14 protein-coding genes and 1 pseudogene are annotated in these 13,479 nt (G+C 74.0%); 9 read left to right on the top strand and 6 right to left on the bottom strand.

The window, feature by feature from the left end; genetic code table 11:
- Window positions 1–1,449, bottom strand: coding sequence for a glycoside hydrolase family 28 protein (locus ID574_RS17525; protein ID WP_223166791.1), 1,449 nt, complete (start codon window positions 1,447–1,449; stop codon window positions 1–3).
- 9 nt (window positions 1,450–1,458) lie between these two features.
- On the bottom strand, window positions 1,459–1,632 hold the full coding sequence (locus ID574_RS17520; RefSeq protein ID WP_188189950.1) for a hypothetical protein: 174 nt from the start codon (window positions 1,630–1,632) through the stop codon (window positions 1,459–1,461).
- Window positions 1,633–1,832: 200 nt separating this feature from the next.
- On the opposite strand from ID574_RS17520, the gene ID574_RS17515 reads away from it, so the two are divergent.
- Window positions 1,833–2,765 carry a beta-galactosidase small subunit-related protein gene (locus ID574_RS17515; protein ID WP_223166854.1) on the top strand — a complete coding sequence of 311 codons (933 nt, stop codon included), beginning with the start codon at window positions 1,833–1,835 and terminating at the stop codon, window positions 2,763–2,765.
- A 13-nt stretch (window positions 2,766–2,778) separates the two neighbouring features.
- On the top strand, window positions 2,779–4,527 hold the full coding sequence (locus ID574_RS17510; protein ID WP_188189948.1) for an acyltransferase: 1,749 nt from the start codon (window positions 2,779–2,781) through the stop codon (window positions 4,525–4,527).
- Window positions 4,528–4,606: 79 nt separating this feature from the next.
- Here the strand turns inward: ID574_RS17510 and ID574_RS17505 are convergent, their stop codons facing one another.
- The 4 genes and pseudogenes from ID574_RS17505 to ID574_RS61595 all read right to left on the bottom strand — a co-directional run bounded on the left by ID574_RS17505 (window position 4,607) and on the right by ID574_RS61595 (window position 7,996).
- The gene (locus ID574_RS17505; protein WP_188189947.1) at window positions 4,607–5,584 is read right to left on the bottom strand and encodes a GDSL-type esterase/lipase family protein; all 978 of its coding nucleotides are present in this window, start codon (window positions 5,582–5,584) and stop codon (window positions 4,607–4,609) included.
- Window positions 5,581–6,828, bottom strand: a complete 1,248-nt coding sequence (locus tag ID574_RS17500) for an alpha-L-rhamnosidase-related protein (RefSeq protein WP_262496002.1) — start codon at window positions 6,826–6,828, stop codon at window positions 5,581–5,583. Before ID574_RS17500 ends, ID574_RS17505 begins: the two co-directional genes overlap by 4 nt.
- A gap of 137 nt (window positions 6,829–6,965) precedes the next feature.
- Window positions 6,966–7,763: pseudogene (locus ID574_RS59760) on the bottom strand (family 78 glycoside hydrolase catalytic domain); the annotation flags it as partial.
- A 104-nt stretch (window positions 7,764–7,867) separates the two neighbouring features.
- Window positions 7,868–7,996 carry a hypothetical protein gene (locus ID574_RS61595; protein WP_262496020.1) on the bottom strand — a complete coding sequence of 43 codons (129 nt, stop codon included), beginning with the start codon at window positions 7,994–7,996 and terminating at the stop codon, window positions 7,868–7,870.
- A 30-nt stretch (window positions 7,997–8,026) separates the two neighbouring features.
- Here ID574_RS61595 and ID574_RS61590 point away from each other — a divergent pair, with 30 nt between their 5' ends.
- The 7 genes from ID574_RS61590 (at window position 8,027) to egtC (ending at window position 13,475) form a co-directional block, all read left to right on the top strand.
- Window positions 8,027–8,350, top strand: a complete 324-nt coding sequence (locus ID574_RS61590) for a glycoside hydrolase family 127 protein (protein ID WP_262496015.1) — start codon at window positions 8,027–8,029, stop codon at window positions 8,348–8,350.
- Window positions 8,323–8,715 carry a hypothetical protein gene (locus ID574_RS61585; RefSeq protein ID WP_188190327.1) on the top strand — a complete coding sequence of 131 codons (393 nt, stop codon included), beginning with the start codon at window positions 8,323–8,325 and terminating at the stop codon, window positions 8,713–8,715. Before ID574_RS61590 ends, ID574_RS61585 begins: the two co-directional genes overlap by 28 nt.
- 148 nt (window positions 8,716–8,863) lie before the next feature.
- Window positions 8,864–9,514, top strand: coding sequence for an RNA polymerase sigma factor (locus ID574_RS17480; RefSeq protein WP_188189944.1), 651 nt, complete (start codon window positions 8,864–8,866; stop codon window positions 9,512–9,514).
- Between the two features lie 14 nt (window positions 9,515–9,528).
- Window positions 9,529–9,795, top strand: a complete 267-nt coding sequence (locus ID574_RS17475; protein ID WP_223166790.1) for an anti-sigma factor family protein — start codon at window positions 9,529–9,531, stop codon at window positions 9,793–9,795.
- Between the two features lie 67 nt (window positions 9,796–9,862).
- Window positions 9,863–11,473 carry an ergothioneine biosynthesis glutamate--cysteine ligase EgtA gene (gene egtA / locus ID574_RS17470; RefSeq protein ID WP_223166789.1) on the top strand — a complete coding sequence of 537 codons (1,611 nt, stop codon included), beginning with the start codon at window positions 9,863–9,865 and terminating at the stop codon, window positions 11,471–11,473.
- Complete coding sequence (gene egtB / locus ID574_RS17465; RefSeq protein ID WP_188189943.1) at window positions 11,470–12,765, top strand: ergothioneine biosynthesis protein EgtB; 1,296 nt, start codon at window positions 11,470–11,472, stop codon at window positions 12,763–12,765. The genes egtA and egtB overlap by 4 nt, the downstream gene beginning before the upstream one ends.
- A complete protein-coding gene (gene egtC, locus ID574_RS17460; RefSeq protein WP_188189942.1) occupies window positions 12,765–13,475 on the top strand; it encodes an ergothioneine biosynthesis protein EgtC in 711 nt (236 codons plus the stop codon). Before egtB ends, egtC begins: the two co-directional genes overlap by 1 nt.
- The last annotated feature ends 4 nt before the right edge of the window (window positions 13,476–13,479 follow it).

Below are 13,479 nucleotides of genomic sequence, written 5' to 3'. Positions count from 1 at the left end.
TCAGTCCCGCCGGACGCGACGCCCGTTGATCCACACGTCGTGCAGGACGAGGCCGGTCACGTCCTGCACGACGCCGGCCTCGGTCATCTCCGCGAACACGCTGTCGGTCACCCGGACGTCGCGGATCGGGTTGCCCGGGTTGCCGATCAGGTTGAACGCCCGCGGCGCCCGGCCGGCGCGCAGGCTCCGGATGTCGCGGTCGCGGACGTCGGGGAAGTACGGGCCGGTGTGCTTGTTCTCGTAGTTCAGCGCCACCTCGACGACCGCGTCGGCGGCCTGGCCGACGGTGATGTCCTTGAAGTAGAGATCGCGGACGTAGCCGCCGCGTTCGGGGTTGGTCTTGACGCGGATCGCCCGTTCCAGGCGTTCGCTGCTCATCGTGCAGTTCCACGCGAAGACCCACCGCACCCCGCCGGTGGTCTCGCCGCCGACGGTCACGCCGCCGTTGCCGTCGCGCATGACGCACGAGCCCACGAGCACGTTCATCGACGGGGCGTCGACGCGGCGGCCGTCGGCGTTCTCGCCGGCCTTGATCGCGACGCAGTCGTCGCCCGTGCTGAACTCGCACCGTTCGATGAGCACGTCCACGCACGACTCCGGGTCGCAGCCGTCGTTGTTCGGGCCGTGGGGGCTGTCCACGGTGACGTCGCGGATGGTGACGTTGACGCACAGGACCGGGTGGATGTTCCACATGGGGGAGTCCTTGACCGTCACCCCCTCGATGAGGACGTTGCGGCAGCGGTAGAGCTGGATCAGGTTGGGACGTAACGTGTGGCCCTCGCCGAAGACGCGCTCGGCCACCGGCACGCCCAGCTCGGCCATGGCGGCCAGCAGCTTCTTGTCCGGGCCCTCGGACGGGGGCGGGTCGCCGGACCAGTCCCACCAGTGGGCGGCGCCGGCCTGGCCGTCGATCGTGCCGCGGCCGGTGATCGCGACGTTCGTACGGCCGTAGGCGTAGATGAACGGGGAGTAGTTCATCAGCTCGATGCCCTCGTAGCGAGTGTGCACGACGGGCAGGTAGTCGGCGGGGTCGCGGCTGAAGCGGATCGTCGCGGCGGGGGCGAGGTGCAGCTCGACGGCGTCGGCCAGGTGGATGGCGCCGGTCAGGTACGTCCCCGCGGGGACGAGCACGCGCCCACCGCCCGCCGCCGCGCACGCCGCGATGGCCTGCTTGAAGGCGTCCGTGCACTTCGTGGTCCCGTCGCCGATCGCGCCGTGGTCGGTGATGGGGAAGGTGCGGCCGGGGAAGCGGGGCGGCCGGATCCGGCGCCTGATCTGCGGCACTCTGGCCCAGGCCGGGGCATGGACCGCCGCGTTCCCGGCGAGAGGATCCCCGCCCGCGCCGACGGCCGCCGCCCGGCCCGGCGGCTGGGTCAGCAGCAGGCCGCCTCCGACCGCCCCTGCCAGGAACGTCCTACGCGAATGCCTGCCCGATGACTCGCCCATCATGTCCTCCGATCAGCCATGTGCCATCGAGATGCCGCGGCGCTCGGTCAGCGTGTGTCCGCCGACGCGGTACGGCTCGCAGCGCCGCACCGCCGTGTAGAAGTGGTGGACGCGGCCGCCCCGGGTGATGATCGCGGGTTTGTGCGCGTAGGTGTCGTCGGCCGAGCCCGGCGGGCCGACGTCCACGAGGATCTCGCCGCTCTTGTGCCACGTCCGCAGGTCGCGGGAGACGGCGTAGCTCTCGCGGGCGTGGCCGCCGTACGAGAGGCCGAACTAGAACATCACCCACCAGTCGCCGTCGCGCTGGACGATCTCGAGCGGATCGGGCGGCGCAAGGAGCCCGCGCCCACGGGGTGACGCCCTAGGACGACCTCCGGCGGCGCGGGCTGCCGTTCCTGCTGTGCGAGTACGCTCACGCCATGGGGAACGGGCCCGGCTCGCTGAGCGACTACCAGGCGATCCTGGAGTCGTCCGAGCGGTTCTGCGGGGCGTTCGTGTGGGAGTGGATCGACCACGGGCTCACCGGGTCCGACGGTGGGTTCCTGCACGGAGGGGACATCGACTACGAGCCGAACGGCGGCGCCGGGCGGGCGCCGACCGACAACGACCGCGGCCAGGGCACCAGGAACGCGCTGGCCGCCGATGGGAAGGCCGTGGGGCTCGACCGGTTCCTCCACCGCAGTGGCGGCATTGAAAGACCCGACGACCGCACCCTGGTCGTGCGCGGGCGCAGCGGCCCCGCGACCCGGTCCCTCGGGTTCCGCACCGCCTACACCTACCGTTGGCAGGACGACGGCACGCTGCACCTCACGATCGAGGCCGACCCGGTGGGGGACTGGCATGACACGGCCTACGGGCACCTCAGCGTGACCCCGCCGCGCATGGGCGCGCGGTTCGCCCTGCCCGGCGGCTACACCGACGCCACCTGGTTCGGTCTCGCGCCCGGCGAGACGTACGCCGACAGCCGGGCCGCGGCTCGCGTCGGACGATTCTCCCGACCCATCGACGCGCTCCAGACCCCGTACGTCGTGCCGCAGGAGAACGGCAACCACATCGAGACCCGCTGGCTGGAGCTGTCGGGGCCGGGACTGGCGACGCTGCGGGTGGACGCCGAGCCGTACCTGGACTTCACCGCGCGCCGGTGGAGGAGCGAGGCCCTGCAGGCGGCCGACCTGCGGGACTCCGGCCGGGTGTGGCTGAATCTGGACCACGGCCGGCAGGGGCTCGGCAGCGCCTCCTGCGGGCCCGCGCTGCCCGAGCGGTACCGGCTGGCGGTCCGCCCCTACCGCTGGTCGATGATGCTGACGTTGGCGGATTGAAAGGACGTTGACCATGACCGAGTTCGACTTCTGCCCGTGGCTGTTCTGGGACCAGGCGAGCGAGGAGGACCGGAGGGCCCAGGCCGAGCACGTGGCGGAGCTGCGCGGGCGGACGGAGCTCGAGGTGCCGGAGAAGGTGTTCATCTCGCCGCTGGCGGCCGTGTACGCGGATCGGCTCCGGATGGGGGAGCGCAGCTACATCGCGGCGCACGCGTACGTCACCGACGACGTGGTGATGGGTGACGACTGCACGCTCAACCCGTACTCCGTGGCGCGGGGGCGGGTGGTGCTCGGCGACGGCGTGCGGGTGGGGGCACACACCTCCCTGCTCGGCTTCAACCACTCGGCCGCCCCGGACCGGCCGGTCTTCCGGCAGCCGATCACGTCGAAGGGGATCCGGATCGGGAACGACGTATGGATCGGGTCGCACGTGGTGGTGCTGGACGGGGTGACGATCGGCGACCACGCCGTCATCGGCGCGGGCTCGGTGGTCACCAAGGACGTGCCCGCCTGGGCCATGGTCGCCGGCAACCCGGCCCGCCCCCTCCGCGACCGCCGCACTCCCCGCCGCACTCCCCGCCGCGCGACCCACCACACCACCTCTTCGGCCACTTCGGCCGCCACTTCGGCCACCGTCACGTCGGTCACCGTCACCGCCTCGGCCACCGGCGCGACCGATTCGGGTGGCGGGGCGCAGGGGGCTGTGGGGGGCGATCTGGCGCGGTTGCTGTCCGGCTTCGCCGACCGGGCCAGGGACCAGGCCGAGGCGGTGCTGCGCCGCTGCTGGACCGGCGAGCGGTACGTGGACCGCCCGGAGGCCGAGCCGACCGTCCGCGCCTGGTGCGACGCGGTCGAGATCGCCGACCTCCTCCTCGGCGGCCCGCCCCCGATCCCCGCCAGGGAGGAGATCGTCGCCTTCCTGCGGGACCGGCAGGACCCGGCCACCGGCCTGGTCCCGGAGCTCGGCGCCACCGGATCGCCGGCGCTCGACGGAGCCACCGCGTACCACGTGCTCTGCGTCGGCTACGCCCTCGACCTGCTCGGCACCCGCTTCGAGCACCCCGTGCACGCCGTCGCCAGCCTAGGCTCTCAGGAACTGATCGCCGCACTCGACGCCCTCGACTGGACGCGGCAGGCATGGACGGCCGGCTCATGGGTGGACGCCGTCGGCACCGGCCTCTACCGCAACCTCGCCGACTTCGGCCTGCGCGGCGAGATCGAGACCCTGTACGGCTGGCTCCTGACTAGATGCTTCCAAGCCCACGGGATGTGGGGCGAACCGGACCCCGACGCCGGCCTCCTGCAGATCGTCAACGGCTTCTACCGGCTCACGCGGGGCACGTTCGCGCAGTTCGGGATGCCGCTGCCGTACCCCGAGAGGGCCATCGACACCGTGCTCGCCCAGGCCCGCGACCCGCGCTACTTCCGCCCGGACGCCGGGAACGCCTGCAACGTCCTCGACGTCATCCACCCGCTCTGGCTGCTGGGCAGGCAGACGCCGTACCGGCGCGCGGAAGGCGAGGCGTGGGCCAGGGAGCGGCTCGTCCGCGCGCTGGGCGGCTGGCACGACGGCGAGGGCTTCAGCTTCGAGCTGACCCGGGGGAGCGGCCCCACGCGCACGCCGGGGCTGCAGGGCACCGAGATGTGGCTCGCCATCATCTGGCTGCTCGCCGACTACCTGGGCGTCTCCGACGCGCTCGGTTACCGCCCGCGCGGCATCCACCGCCCGGAACCGGCCATCCGCTTCGCCGGCGGGCGCTAGGCGCGGCTGCGGGAGCGGCATGATCGTGAGAGTCGGCAGCGTGGGCCTGCTCCGAGCTGCTCGCCCGCTTCGTCACTCATCAGCGAAGGGATCCGCATCGATGGCTCTCGACCGCGGCCGCCATCGCGTGGTGGCCCGACGCGCTGGGGTGCAGGTGGTCGCCGGAGTCGTACGCGGCGTGCAGGCGGACGGGCGCGGCGGGGTCGCGGAGCGCCGCGTCGAAATCCGCCACCCCGTCGAACGCGCCGCCGTGCCGGATGAACGCGTTCACGGCCGCGCGGGTCCGTTCGCCGGCGGCGGTGAAGTACTCCGCCCCGGCGAACGGCGGCAGCGTGCCGCCGATCACGCGTGCTCCGGCGGCGTGCGCGCGCCCGATCATGCGGCGGTACGCGGCGACGAGCGCGTCCGGGCGGTCGCCCGCGCCGATGTCGTTGATCCCGGCCAGCAGCAACACGGCGTCGATCCCTGGCTTGGTCAGCACCTCGGCGGCCAGGCGTTCCTCAGCGTGGCGGCCGGTGCCCGGCGTGAGGACGCGCCCGCCGGACACGCCCTCGTTCGCGACGGCGAGCGGCCACGACTCCAGGTGGGCGCGGTGGGCGAGCAGGTCCGGCCAGCCGTGCCCGGTCTCGGCGCCGACGCCCGTCGTGATCGAGTCCCCGAGCACCGCCACGCCCGGCACAGAGGCTGTGACGATCAGCGCGTCCAGCCAGTGCCAGGTCGCCACCGGCTCGGTGAACGGGGCCCCGGTCTCGTCGGCGGCATGATCTCCGGGCCGCGACCGGTAGGCGGCGGCGGTGGGCATGGTCGGCTGCGAGCGGTGGGCGGCGGCGGGCGTGCTCGGCCGAGAGCGGTCGGCGGGGGTTGTGGCGCGGTTGCGGCCGGTCGGCGCCGCGCATTCGCCGCGCAGCCAGAGGCTCACGGCGAGGCGGCGCAGCGGTGCCACCTGGCCCAGCAGCGGGTCGCTGAGGGCCGTCCCGCCCGATGCCACCGTCACGTCGGGACGGCCGCCGAACGTGAGCATCCGGTTCGAGCCCGGCTCCAGCGCCGCGCCGGTCACGCCGACGGCCTCGACCAGCGGCGCGCGGGCGGCTGCCGATGAAGACGCGGGTGGATGATCGGTGGCCGGCGCGGGGATCGGGGCGCCGGACTCGCGGACCGACGACGGGTCCGTGGTCGGGACGTGGACGGTGGCGACGGCGCCGGGCGGGATCCGGACCGCAGGCGCAGCGTCCCGCCGTCCGCCTCCCACCGGCTGCTCAACCGCCCCAGCGGCGTGTCGTACGAGGCCCCGGCCCACGTCAGCGTCCCGCCGGGCAGCGGGCGGACGAGCGGCCGGCGGAACCCCACGGACCCCTCCTCCTGCCCGAGCCCCGCCACCCCGCTGTAGAGCCACGCCCCCACCGATCCCAGCGCGTAGTGGTTGAACGAGTTCATGGCGACGGGACCGAAGCCGCTCTCCTCGGTCCAGCCGTCCCACCGCTCCCAGATCGTGGTCGCGCCCCGCTTGATCGAGTACCCCCAGGACGGGTACCGGTCGTCGTGCAGCAACGCGTAGGCCAGGTCCGCGTGCCCGTGCGCGGACAGGACCGGGCCGAGCAGCCCCACTCCGGCGAAGCCGGTGGTCAGGCGGCGGCCGCGGCGTTCCAGGTCGGCCACCAGGCGCCCCACGGCCGCCGGCACGAGGGGCTCGGGCACCAGGCCGTGGGCGAGCGCCAGCAGGTAGCCGGTCTGCGTGTCACCGGTGATCCGCCCGTCCGGCGACACGAACCCCCGGGCGAACGCCTCCCCGATGCGCGAACGCAGCGCCGCGTACCTCTCGGAGGCGACGTGATCGCCCAGCACGGCGGCGGCCTTCGCGGTCAGGTCCGCGCTCAGCGCGAAGAACGCGGTGGCCAGCACGTCCCTGGAGGTCCGCACGCCTGCCTGCAGCCAGTCGCCGTAGTGGCTGCCGACCCGGTCGCGCCAGACGAGATCGGGGTTGTGGCGTTCGACGTGATCCACCCAGCGGCGCATGCTGGGCAGGCTGTCACGCAGCACCCGCTCGTCCCCGTACACCCGGTAGAGGTGCCACGGCACGATCGTCGCGGCGTCGCCCCAGCCGGGCGTGCCGTGCCGCTCGGTCATCACGTGCGGCACCACGTCGAGCACCGCGCCCTCCGCCGTCTGCGCGCAGCGCAGGTCGGCCAGCCAGCCGGTGAAGAACGCCGCCACGTCCGCGTTGTAGCAGGCCGTGGGCAGGAACACCTGCGCGTCCGCGGTCCAGCCGAGCCGCTCGTCACGTTGCGGGCAGTCGGTCGGCACCGAGACGAAGTTGCCGCGCTGGCTCCACCGGCGTTGCCGATGAGCTGCCGCACCGTCGCGTCGGAGCAGGAGAACTCGCCCGCGACCGGCGTGTCCGAGTGCAGCACCCGCCCGACCAGCTCGAAGTCGCCGGGATGGCCGGTGATCTCGACGTGGCGGAAGCCGTGGACGGTGAAGCGCGGCTCGAACGTCTCGACTGGGCGGCCGGCGGCGACGTAGTGGTCGGTGGCCTCGGCGGAGCGCAGGTTGGCGGTGTAGAGGCCGCCGTCGTCGTCGAGCGCCTCGCCGTGGCGGAGCGTGACGCGGTCGCCCGGCCGGGCGCCGCGGATCGTCAGCCGCACCCGGCCGGCGAGGTTCTGGCCCAGGTCGACGATCGTCCGGCCGTCGCTCCGCCTGACGTCGACCGGCTCGACGTCCTGCGTGACCCGGACGGGCTCGGCGGGCGAGGGCACCAGCACGCCGTGGTCGAAGGAGAGCACGCGGGCGGGCGCCCAGGCGGAGTCGTCGAACCCGGGCCGGTCCCACCCGTCCAGCTCCAGCCGGGCGTCGTACCACTCGCCCATCAGCAGGTCGGCGTAGCGGAGCGGGCCGGTGGTCTCCCGCCAGCCCGCGTCGGTGCCGGCCACCGTACGGGGGTCCGTCACGTCGTACACCTGGTACGGCACCCGATGGCGGTAGTCGGTCCAGCCGGGGGTCAGCTCGCCGTCGCCGACGCGCACGCCGTTGACGTGCAGTTCGTACAGGCCGCGGGCGGTGCACGCGATCCGGACGGAGGTGGCCGGGCGCAGGTCGAGCTCGCGCCGGAAGTACCGGGGCGCGGGCAGGTGCGCGGTGCGGGGCGTGCGCGGCTCGCGGTCGTCGGCCGGCGGCTCGAACGGCGGCTCGGTCTCCGGATCGTGGCCGATCCACGCCGCCTTCCACTCGTCGGCGTGCATGACCCCGGTGCCGAACCACGACTCGGCGGAGCCGCCGGGGCGGACCGAGACCTTCCAGCGGCAGCGGGCGAACGACGCCAGCGGCGCGCCTCCGTAGTCGGCGCTCACGTCCTGGCCGTCGACCCAGCCGCTGTCCAGGCCAGGACGTCGTCGGGGCCTTGGACGCGGATCCGGTACGCGACGGGGGCGTCGCCGCGCCGGTCGGAGGCCAGGCGCCAGCTCAGCCGGGGCACGGGCGTGCCGATGCCGAGCGGTGTGTCGTGATGCGCCTGCTGTCCTCCCTCGACCACTACCTCGCCACCCAGGACGGCGACGGCGTCCAGCTGCACCTGTACGCGCCCGCCACGATCCGGTCGGGGGCGGTGCTGCTGGAGGTGGACACCGGCTACCCGTGGAGCGGCCGCGTCGAGGTCGTCGTCCGCGAGACCCCCGGCCATCCGTGGACGCTGTCGGTTCGCGTCCCCGCCTGGGCGGACGCGGCGGGCGTGGACGGCCGGCGCGCCGAGCCCGGGCCTACCACCGCATCGCGCGCCGGTGGCGGCCGGGCGACCGGGTCGTCATGGACCTCGGGGTCCGGCCCCGGCTGACAGCCGCCGTGCCCCGGCTGGACGTGGCCCGCGGCCAGGTCGCGGTCGAACGCGGCCCGCTCGTGTACTGCCTGGAGCAGACCGACCACCCCGGAGTCATCGTCGACGACCTGTGCGTCGCGGGAGACCGTCTCGCCGACGGGACGGCGGTGACCGGGCTGCCCGCCGGCGTGGTGCCCGTCATCGCGCGCGGCCGGGTCCACGTGCACCGCGAGGACGACGGCGGCTTCCCCTACCGCACCGCCGCCGCGCCCTTGGAGCCGGAGCACGCGGGCCCGGCCGAGCTCACGTTCGTCCCGTACTACACGTGGGCCAACCGCGGCCCCGGCCCGATGACCGTCTGGGCCCCCATGCACAAGGCTTGATCTCGCCCCCGATCCCCGGGCGCGCCAGGCTCGACCGCAGCCGTCGCCGGGCGCGTCCGGTCACCACCTCAGGTCTCCGCCCCCCGCTGCGCCGCCCGCCGGAAGCATGTGATGATGATTGCCGACGCTCGACCGGGAGGAAGCGATCGTGGGGTCTTTCGCGGGCAGCACGCTGCCCCCGGATGACGTCGTCGTCTCAGCCCTGCGGGCGGGCGATGAGGAGATGTTCGCGACGTTGCTCGACACCTGGTCGCGGGGCATGCTGCGGGTGGCCAGGTCGTACGTCTCCACCGACGACTCCGCCGAGGAGGTGGTGCAGGACACCTGGCTGGCCGTGATCGGCGCGATCGACGGCTTCGAGGGCCGCTCGTCGCTCAAGACGTGGATCTACCGCATCCTCGTCAACACGGCGAAGAAACGCAGCGTGCGCGAGAGCCGTACACTGCCATGGAGCACCTTCGAACAGGACGGCGGGCCGACCGTCGATCCGTCGCGGTTCCACGGCGCCGACGCCGCTCTGCCGGGAAGCTGGAAGGAGTCGCCGGCGGCCTGGCCGACGCCGGAGAACCAGGCGCTCGCCGCGGAGGTCCGCGGGCTGATCGGCGCGGCCCTCGCGGGGCTGCCGCCGCGGCAGCGGATCGTGATCACACTTCGTGACGTGGAGGGATGTACCTCCGAGGAGGTCTGCGAGATCCTTGAGATCTCCGCGGCCAACCAGAGGGTTCTGCTGCACCGCGCGCGTGCGACGGTCCGCGGGCGGCTGGAGGACTACTTCAACTCGGTGAAGCAGTCAGAATAGGTGAAACGGTTCATGTGGCAGAGGGTAAGGCGGGCAACGTCGTGAAGCGGTTCACGTGCGGCGAACTGGTGGAAGTCATCACCGCCTACCTCGACCACGCCCTCGACGAGCCGTCCCAGGTCGCCGTCGAGACCCATCTGGCCTGCTGCGACGACTGCGGGCACTACTTCGACCAGTTCCGCACCACCATCCGGGCCGTCGGCGACGCGCCGCCGGAGAAGCTCTCGGCGCCCACGCGCGACCGGCTGATGGCCGCCTTCAGAAACCGGCGACAAAACTAAGAGATCTCCCGTAACGCTCGCGGCGCTCGCGGGTCTGTAGACCCATGTGCCACGCGAGGGGGAGACGATGACCGGCCGGCCCGCCGGCCCGCCGCTCAGGGGAGCCACCGAGGCGGCCGACCGGGACCGCACACGATCCGAGGCCACGCCGCTCGCGGGCTCCGCGCAGGCGGATGGTGACCATACGTCGCCGGTGGGCGCCCACGCGGCGGCGAACGGGATGGCCGTGCCGCACGGGGCCGACGACGCGCATGCGACACCACGTGGCGGCACCGCCCCGGTCATGGACAGCCATGTTCCGCGGCGTGGGCGCGCCCCAGAGCCGGACGAGAGGGGCGCTCGACGCCGCGACGAGCCGGACGAGAGGGGCGTGCGACGCCGCGACGACGGGACGGCGGGCGTGCAGGGTGCTCGTCCTTCCGAGGCGGGCGGGCGGAGCGCGCCGGTTCCCCACGATGACGAGGCGGTGGATGGGGAAGAGAGGCCGCTCAGGGGTCTCGCGGATGTGGGTGACTTCGCGAGCCGGTGCTTTCAGGGCAGCGGTGGGGATCGGGTCGGGGTCGAGCTGGAGTTCCTCGTCTTCGATCGTGCGGCGGCCGGCCGGCACGTGCCGCTGGAGGAGGTCGCGCGGACCCTGCCGCCGCTGCCCGGCGGGAGCCGGGTGACCTTCGAGCCGGGCGGCCAGGTGGAGCTCTCCGGACCGGCGGGCCCGCTGCCCGACGCGATCGACGGCCTGGCCGCCGACCTGGCCGCAGCCCGCCGTGCCCTCGCCGAGGCGGGCCTGGCGCTGGCGGGCGTGGGCCTCGATCCGGTACGCCCGCCGCTCCGCCAGCTCCGCCTCCCCAGGTACGAGGCGATGGCGGAGTTCCTGGGCGGCCCGTACGGCCCGCTGATGATGTGCTCCACGGCCTCGATCCAGGTCAACCTGGACCTGGGCGAGCGACCGGGGACCCGATGGGAGCGGGCGCACCTCCTGGGCCCCGTCCTGACCGCCGCCTTCGCCAACTCCCCGCTCAGCGGCGGTCGTCCCTTCGGCTGGATGTCCGGCCGCCAGGCCGTGTGGGAGCATCTCGACCCCACGAGGACCACCCCCGTCCGCGCCTCAGGAGACCCGGCGGCCGACTGGGCGGACTACCTGCTCGACGCCCGCCTCATGCTGGTGCGGGAGGGCGGCGACCGCTGCCGCCCGGTACGCGACGGCTCGACCTTCCGCGACTGGCTGGCGACCGGCGAGCCCACCGCGGCGGACCTGGCCTACCACGCCACGACCGTGTTCCCGCCGGTGCGGCCGCGCGGCTGGCTGGAGATCCGCTACCTCGACGCCCAGCACCCGGCGACCTGGCCGGTGTGCGTGGCCGTGACGTACGCGCTCATCACCGACGACCGGGCCGCCGACGCCGCGCTCGCCGCCGCCCAGCCGTACGGGGAGCCCTGGCCCGAGGCCGCCAGATGCGGGCTGACGGATCCGCGGCTCCGCAAGGCGGCCGAGGGCTGCTTCCGCGCCGCGCTCGAGGCGCTGCCCCGCCTCGGCGCGCCCCCCGCCCTGGCCGGCGCGGTCGCCGCGTTCGCCGACCGGCACGTGACTCCCGGCCGCTCACCGGCGGCCGACCTGATCGATCTGGTGAGAGGACCGGGACGGCGCCTGTCGGCCTGGCTGACCGAAGAGGGGGATGCATGAACGACTTCAAGGAACGCATCGCGGCCGAGCTCATCGCGGTGCGCGACCGGTCGCTGGCCTACACGGCGGCGGACGACGACCTGCTCGTCCGCCAGCACTCACCGCTGATGTCGCCCCTGGTGTGGGACCTCGCCCACGTCGGCAACTACGAGGAGCTGTGGGTGCTGCGGGCGGCCGCGGGCATCACGCCGCTCCGGCCGGAGATCGACGACATCTACGACGCCTTCAAGACCCCGCGCAGGGACCGGCCCACGCTGCCGTTCCTGCGCCCGGCCGAGGCCAGAGACTACATCGGCGGCGTGCGCGGCCGCGTGCTCGACGTCCTGGACGCCGTCGACCTGGAGGACCCGAGCCCGCTGCGCCGCGACGGGTTCGTCTTCGGCCTGGTGATCCAGCACGAGCACCAGCACGACGAGACCATGCTGGCCACGCTGCAGCTGTCCGGGCAGCCCGGCATGGTGCGCGACGGCGACCTCCCGCCCGGCCGCCCGGCAGGTCCCGGGGAGGTGTACGTCCCGGCGGGCCGGTTCCTGATGGGCACCGACAGCCTCCCCTGGGCCTACGACAACGAGCGCCCGGCCCACCAGGTGGACCTGCCCGCGTACTGGATCGACCGGCTCCCCGTCGGCAACGCCGCCTACGCCGCGTTCATCGAGGACGGCGGCTACCACGACCCGCGCTGGTGGACGCCCGAGGGCTGGCGGTGGCGGCAGGAGAGCGGCGTCTTCGCGCCGCTGTTCTGGGTCAAGGACGGCGGCACGTGGTGGCGCAGCCGCTTCGGCCGCACCGAGCCCGTGCCGATGGACGAGCCGGTCCAGCACGTCTGCTGGTACGAGGCCGACGCCTACGCGCGCTGGGCCGGCAAGCGGCTGCCGACCGAGGCCGAGTGGGAGAAGGCGTGCGGTTGGGACGCGGCGGAGCGACGGGCCCGCAAATACCCCTGGGGCGACCAGGACCCGACCCCGGACCTCGCCAACCTCGGGCACCGGGCGGCCCGGCCCGCCCCGCTCGGCGCCTACCCGGCCGGGGCGAGCCCGTACGGGGCCGAGCAGATGGTCGGCGACGTGTGGGAGTGGACGGACACCTGGTTCCAGGGCTACCCCGGCTTCCAGGCCTTCCCCTACCGGGAGTACAGCGAGGTGTTCTTCGGCGGCGACTACCGGGTCCTGCGCGGCGGCTCGTGGGCGGCCGACCCCGCCGCGGTCCGCACCACGTTCAGGAACTGGGACTACCCCATCCGGCGGCAGATCTTCACCGGGTTCCGCTGCGCCCGCACCGCGGAGCAGCGCTAGTGTGCCGCCACGCGGCCTGGCTCGGCGCGCCCCGGGCCCTGACCGCGCTGATCCAGGAGCCTCCGAACGGGCTCCTGACACAGTCGTACCGGCCACGGCGGCAGCGGCACGGCACGGTCAACGCCGACGGCTTCGGCATGGGCTGGTACGCCGCCGCCCGCGCCGAGCCCGTCCGCTACCGCCGGTCGATACCGATCTGGGCGGACGCCAACCTGCCCGCGCTCGCCGAGATCGCCCGCTCGGCCTGCCTCCTGGCGGCCGTGCGGTGCGCCACCACCGGCATGCCCGTCGAGGAGAGCGCCACCGCGCCGTTCACCGAGGGTCCGTGGCTGCTCAGCCACAACGGCCGCGTCGCCAGGGACGCGGTCAGGGACCTCGCGGACGGGGCCGAGAGCGCCTGCGACTCGGCCTGGCTCGCCGCCGCCGCGTTCCAGCGGCTGCGTGCCGGGCTCGCGCTCGGCGACGCCCTGTCCGAAGTCGTCGTGAAGGCCGCGGCCAAGGACCCCTCCGCCCGCCTGAACCTGCTCGCCTGCGACGGCGCCGCGCTCGCCGCCACCGTCTGGGGCGACACCCTCTTCCACCGGCTTTCCGAGGACGGCGTGCTCGTGGCGAGCGAGCCGCTCGACGACCTGCCCGGCTGGCAGGCCGTGCCGGAGCGGAGCCTGCTGCTCGCCACCACCTCCGACGGCGTACGCGTCCAGCCCCTGTGAATCC

Source organism: Nonomuraea sp. SYSU D8015, assembly GCF_008065375.1.
Lineage (GTDB): Bacteria > Actinomycetota > Actinomycetes > Streptosporangiales > Streptosporangiaceae > Nonomuraea.
Note: the sequence above shows the minus strand (reverse complement) of the source record. Positions and strands in the feature narration are given on the sequence as shown.

What these genes read in the sequence shown, in the direction of transcription:
- ID574_RS17525 (WP_223166791.1), bottom strand. Translation starts at nt 1,449, where the DNA reads ATGATGGGCGAGTCATCGGGCAGGCATTCGCGTAGGACGTTCCTGGCA.
- ID574_RS17510 (WP_188189948.1), top strand. Translation starts at nt 2,779, where the DNA reads ATGACCGAGTTCGACTTCTGCCCGTGGCTGTTCTGGGACCAGGCGAGC.
- ID574_RS61590 (WP_262496015.1), top strand. Translation starts at nt 8,027, where the DNA reads ATGCGCCTGCTGTCCTCCCTCGACCACTACCTCGCCACCCAGGACGGC.
- ID574_RS61585 (WP_188190327.1), top strand. Translation starts at nt 8,323, where the DNA reads ATGGACCTCGGGGTCCGGCCCCGGCTGACAGCCGCCGTGCCCCGGCTG.
- egtA (WP_223166789.1), top strand. Translation starts at nt 9,863, where the DNA reads ATGACCGGCCGGCCCGCCGGCCCGCCGCTCAGGGGAGCCACCGAGGCG.
- egtB (WP_188189943.1), top strand. Translation starts at nt 11,470, where the DNA reads ATGAACGACTTCAAGGAACGCATCGCGGCCGAGCTCATCGCGGTGCGC.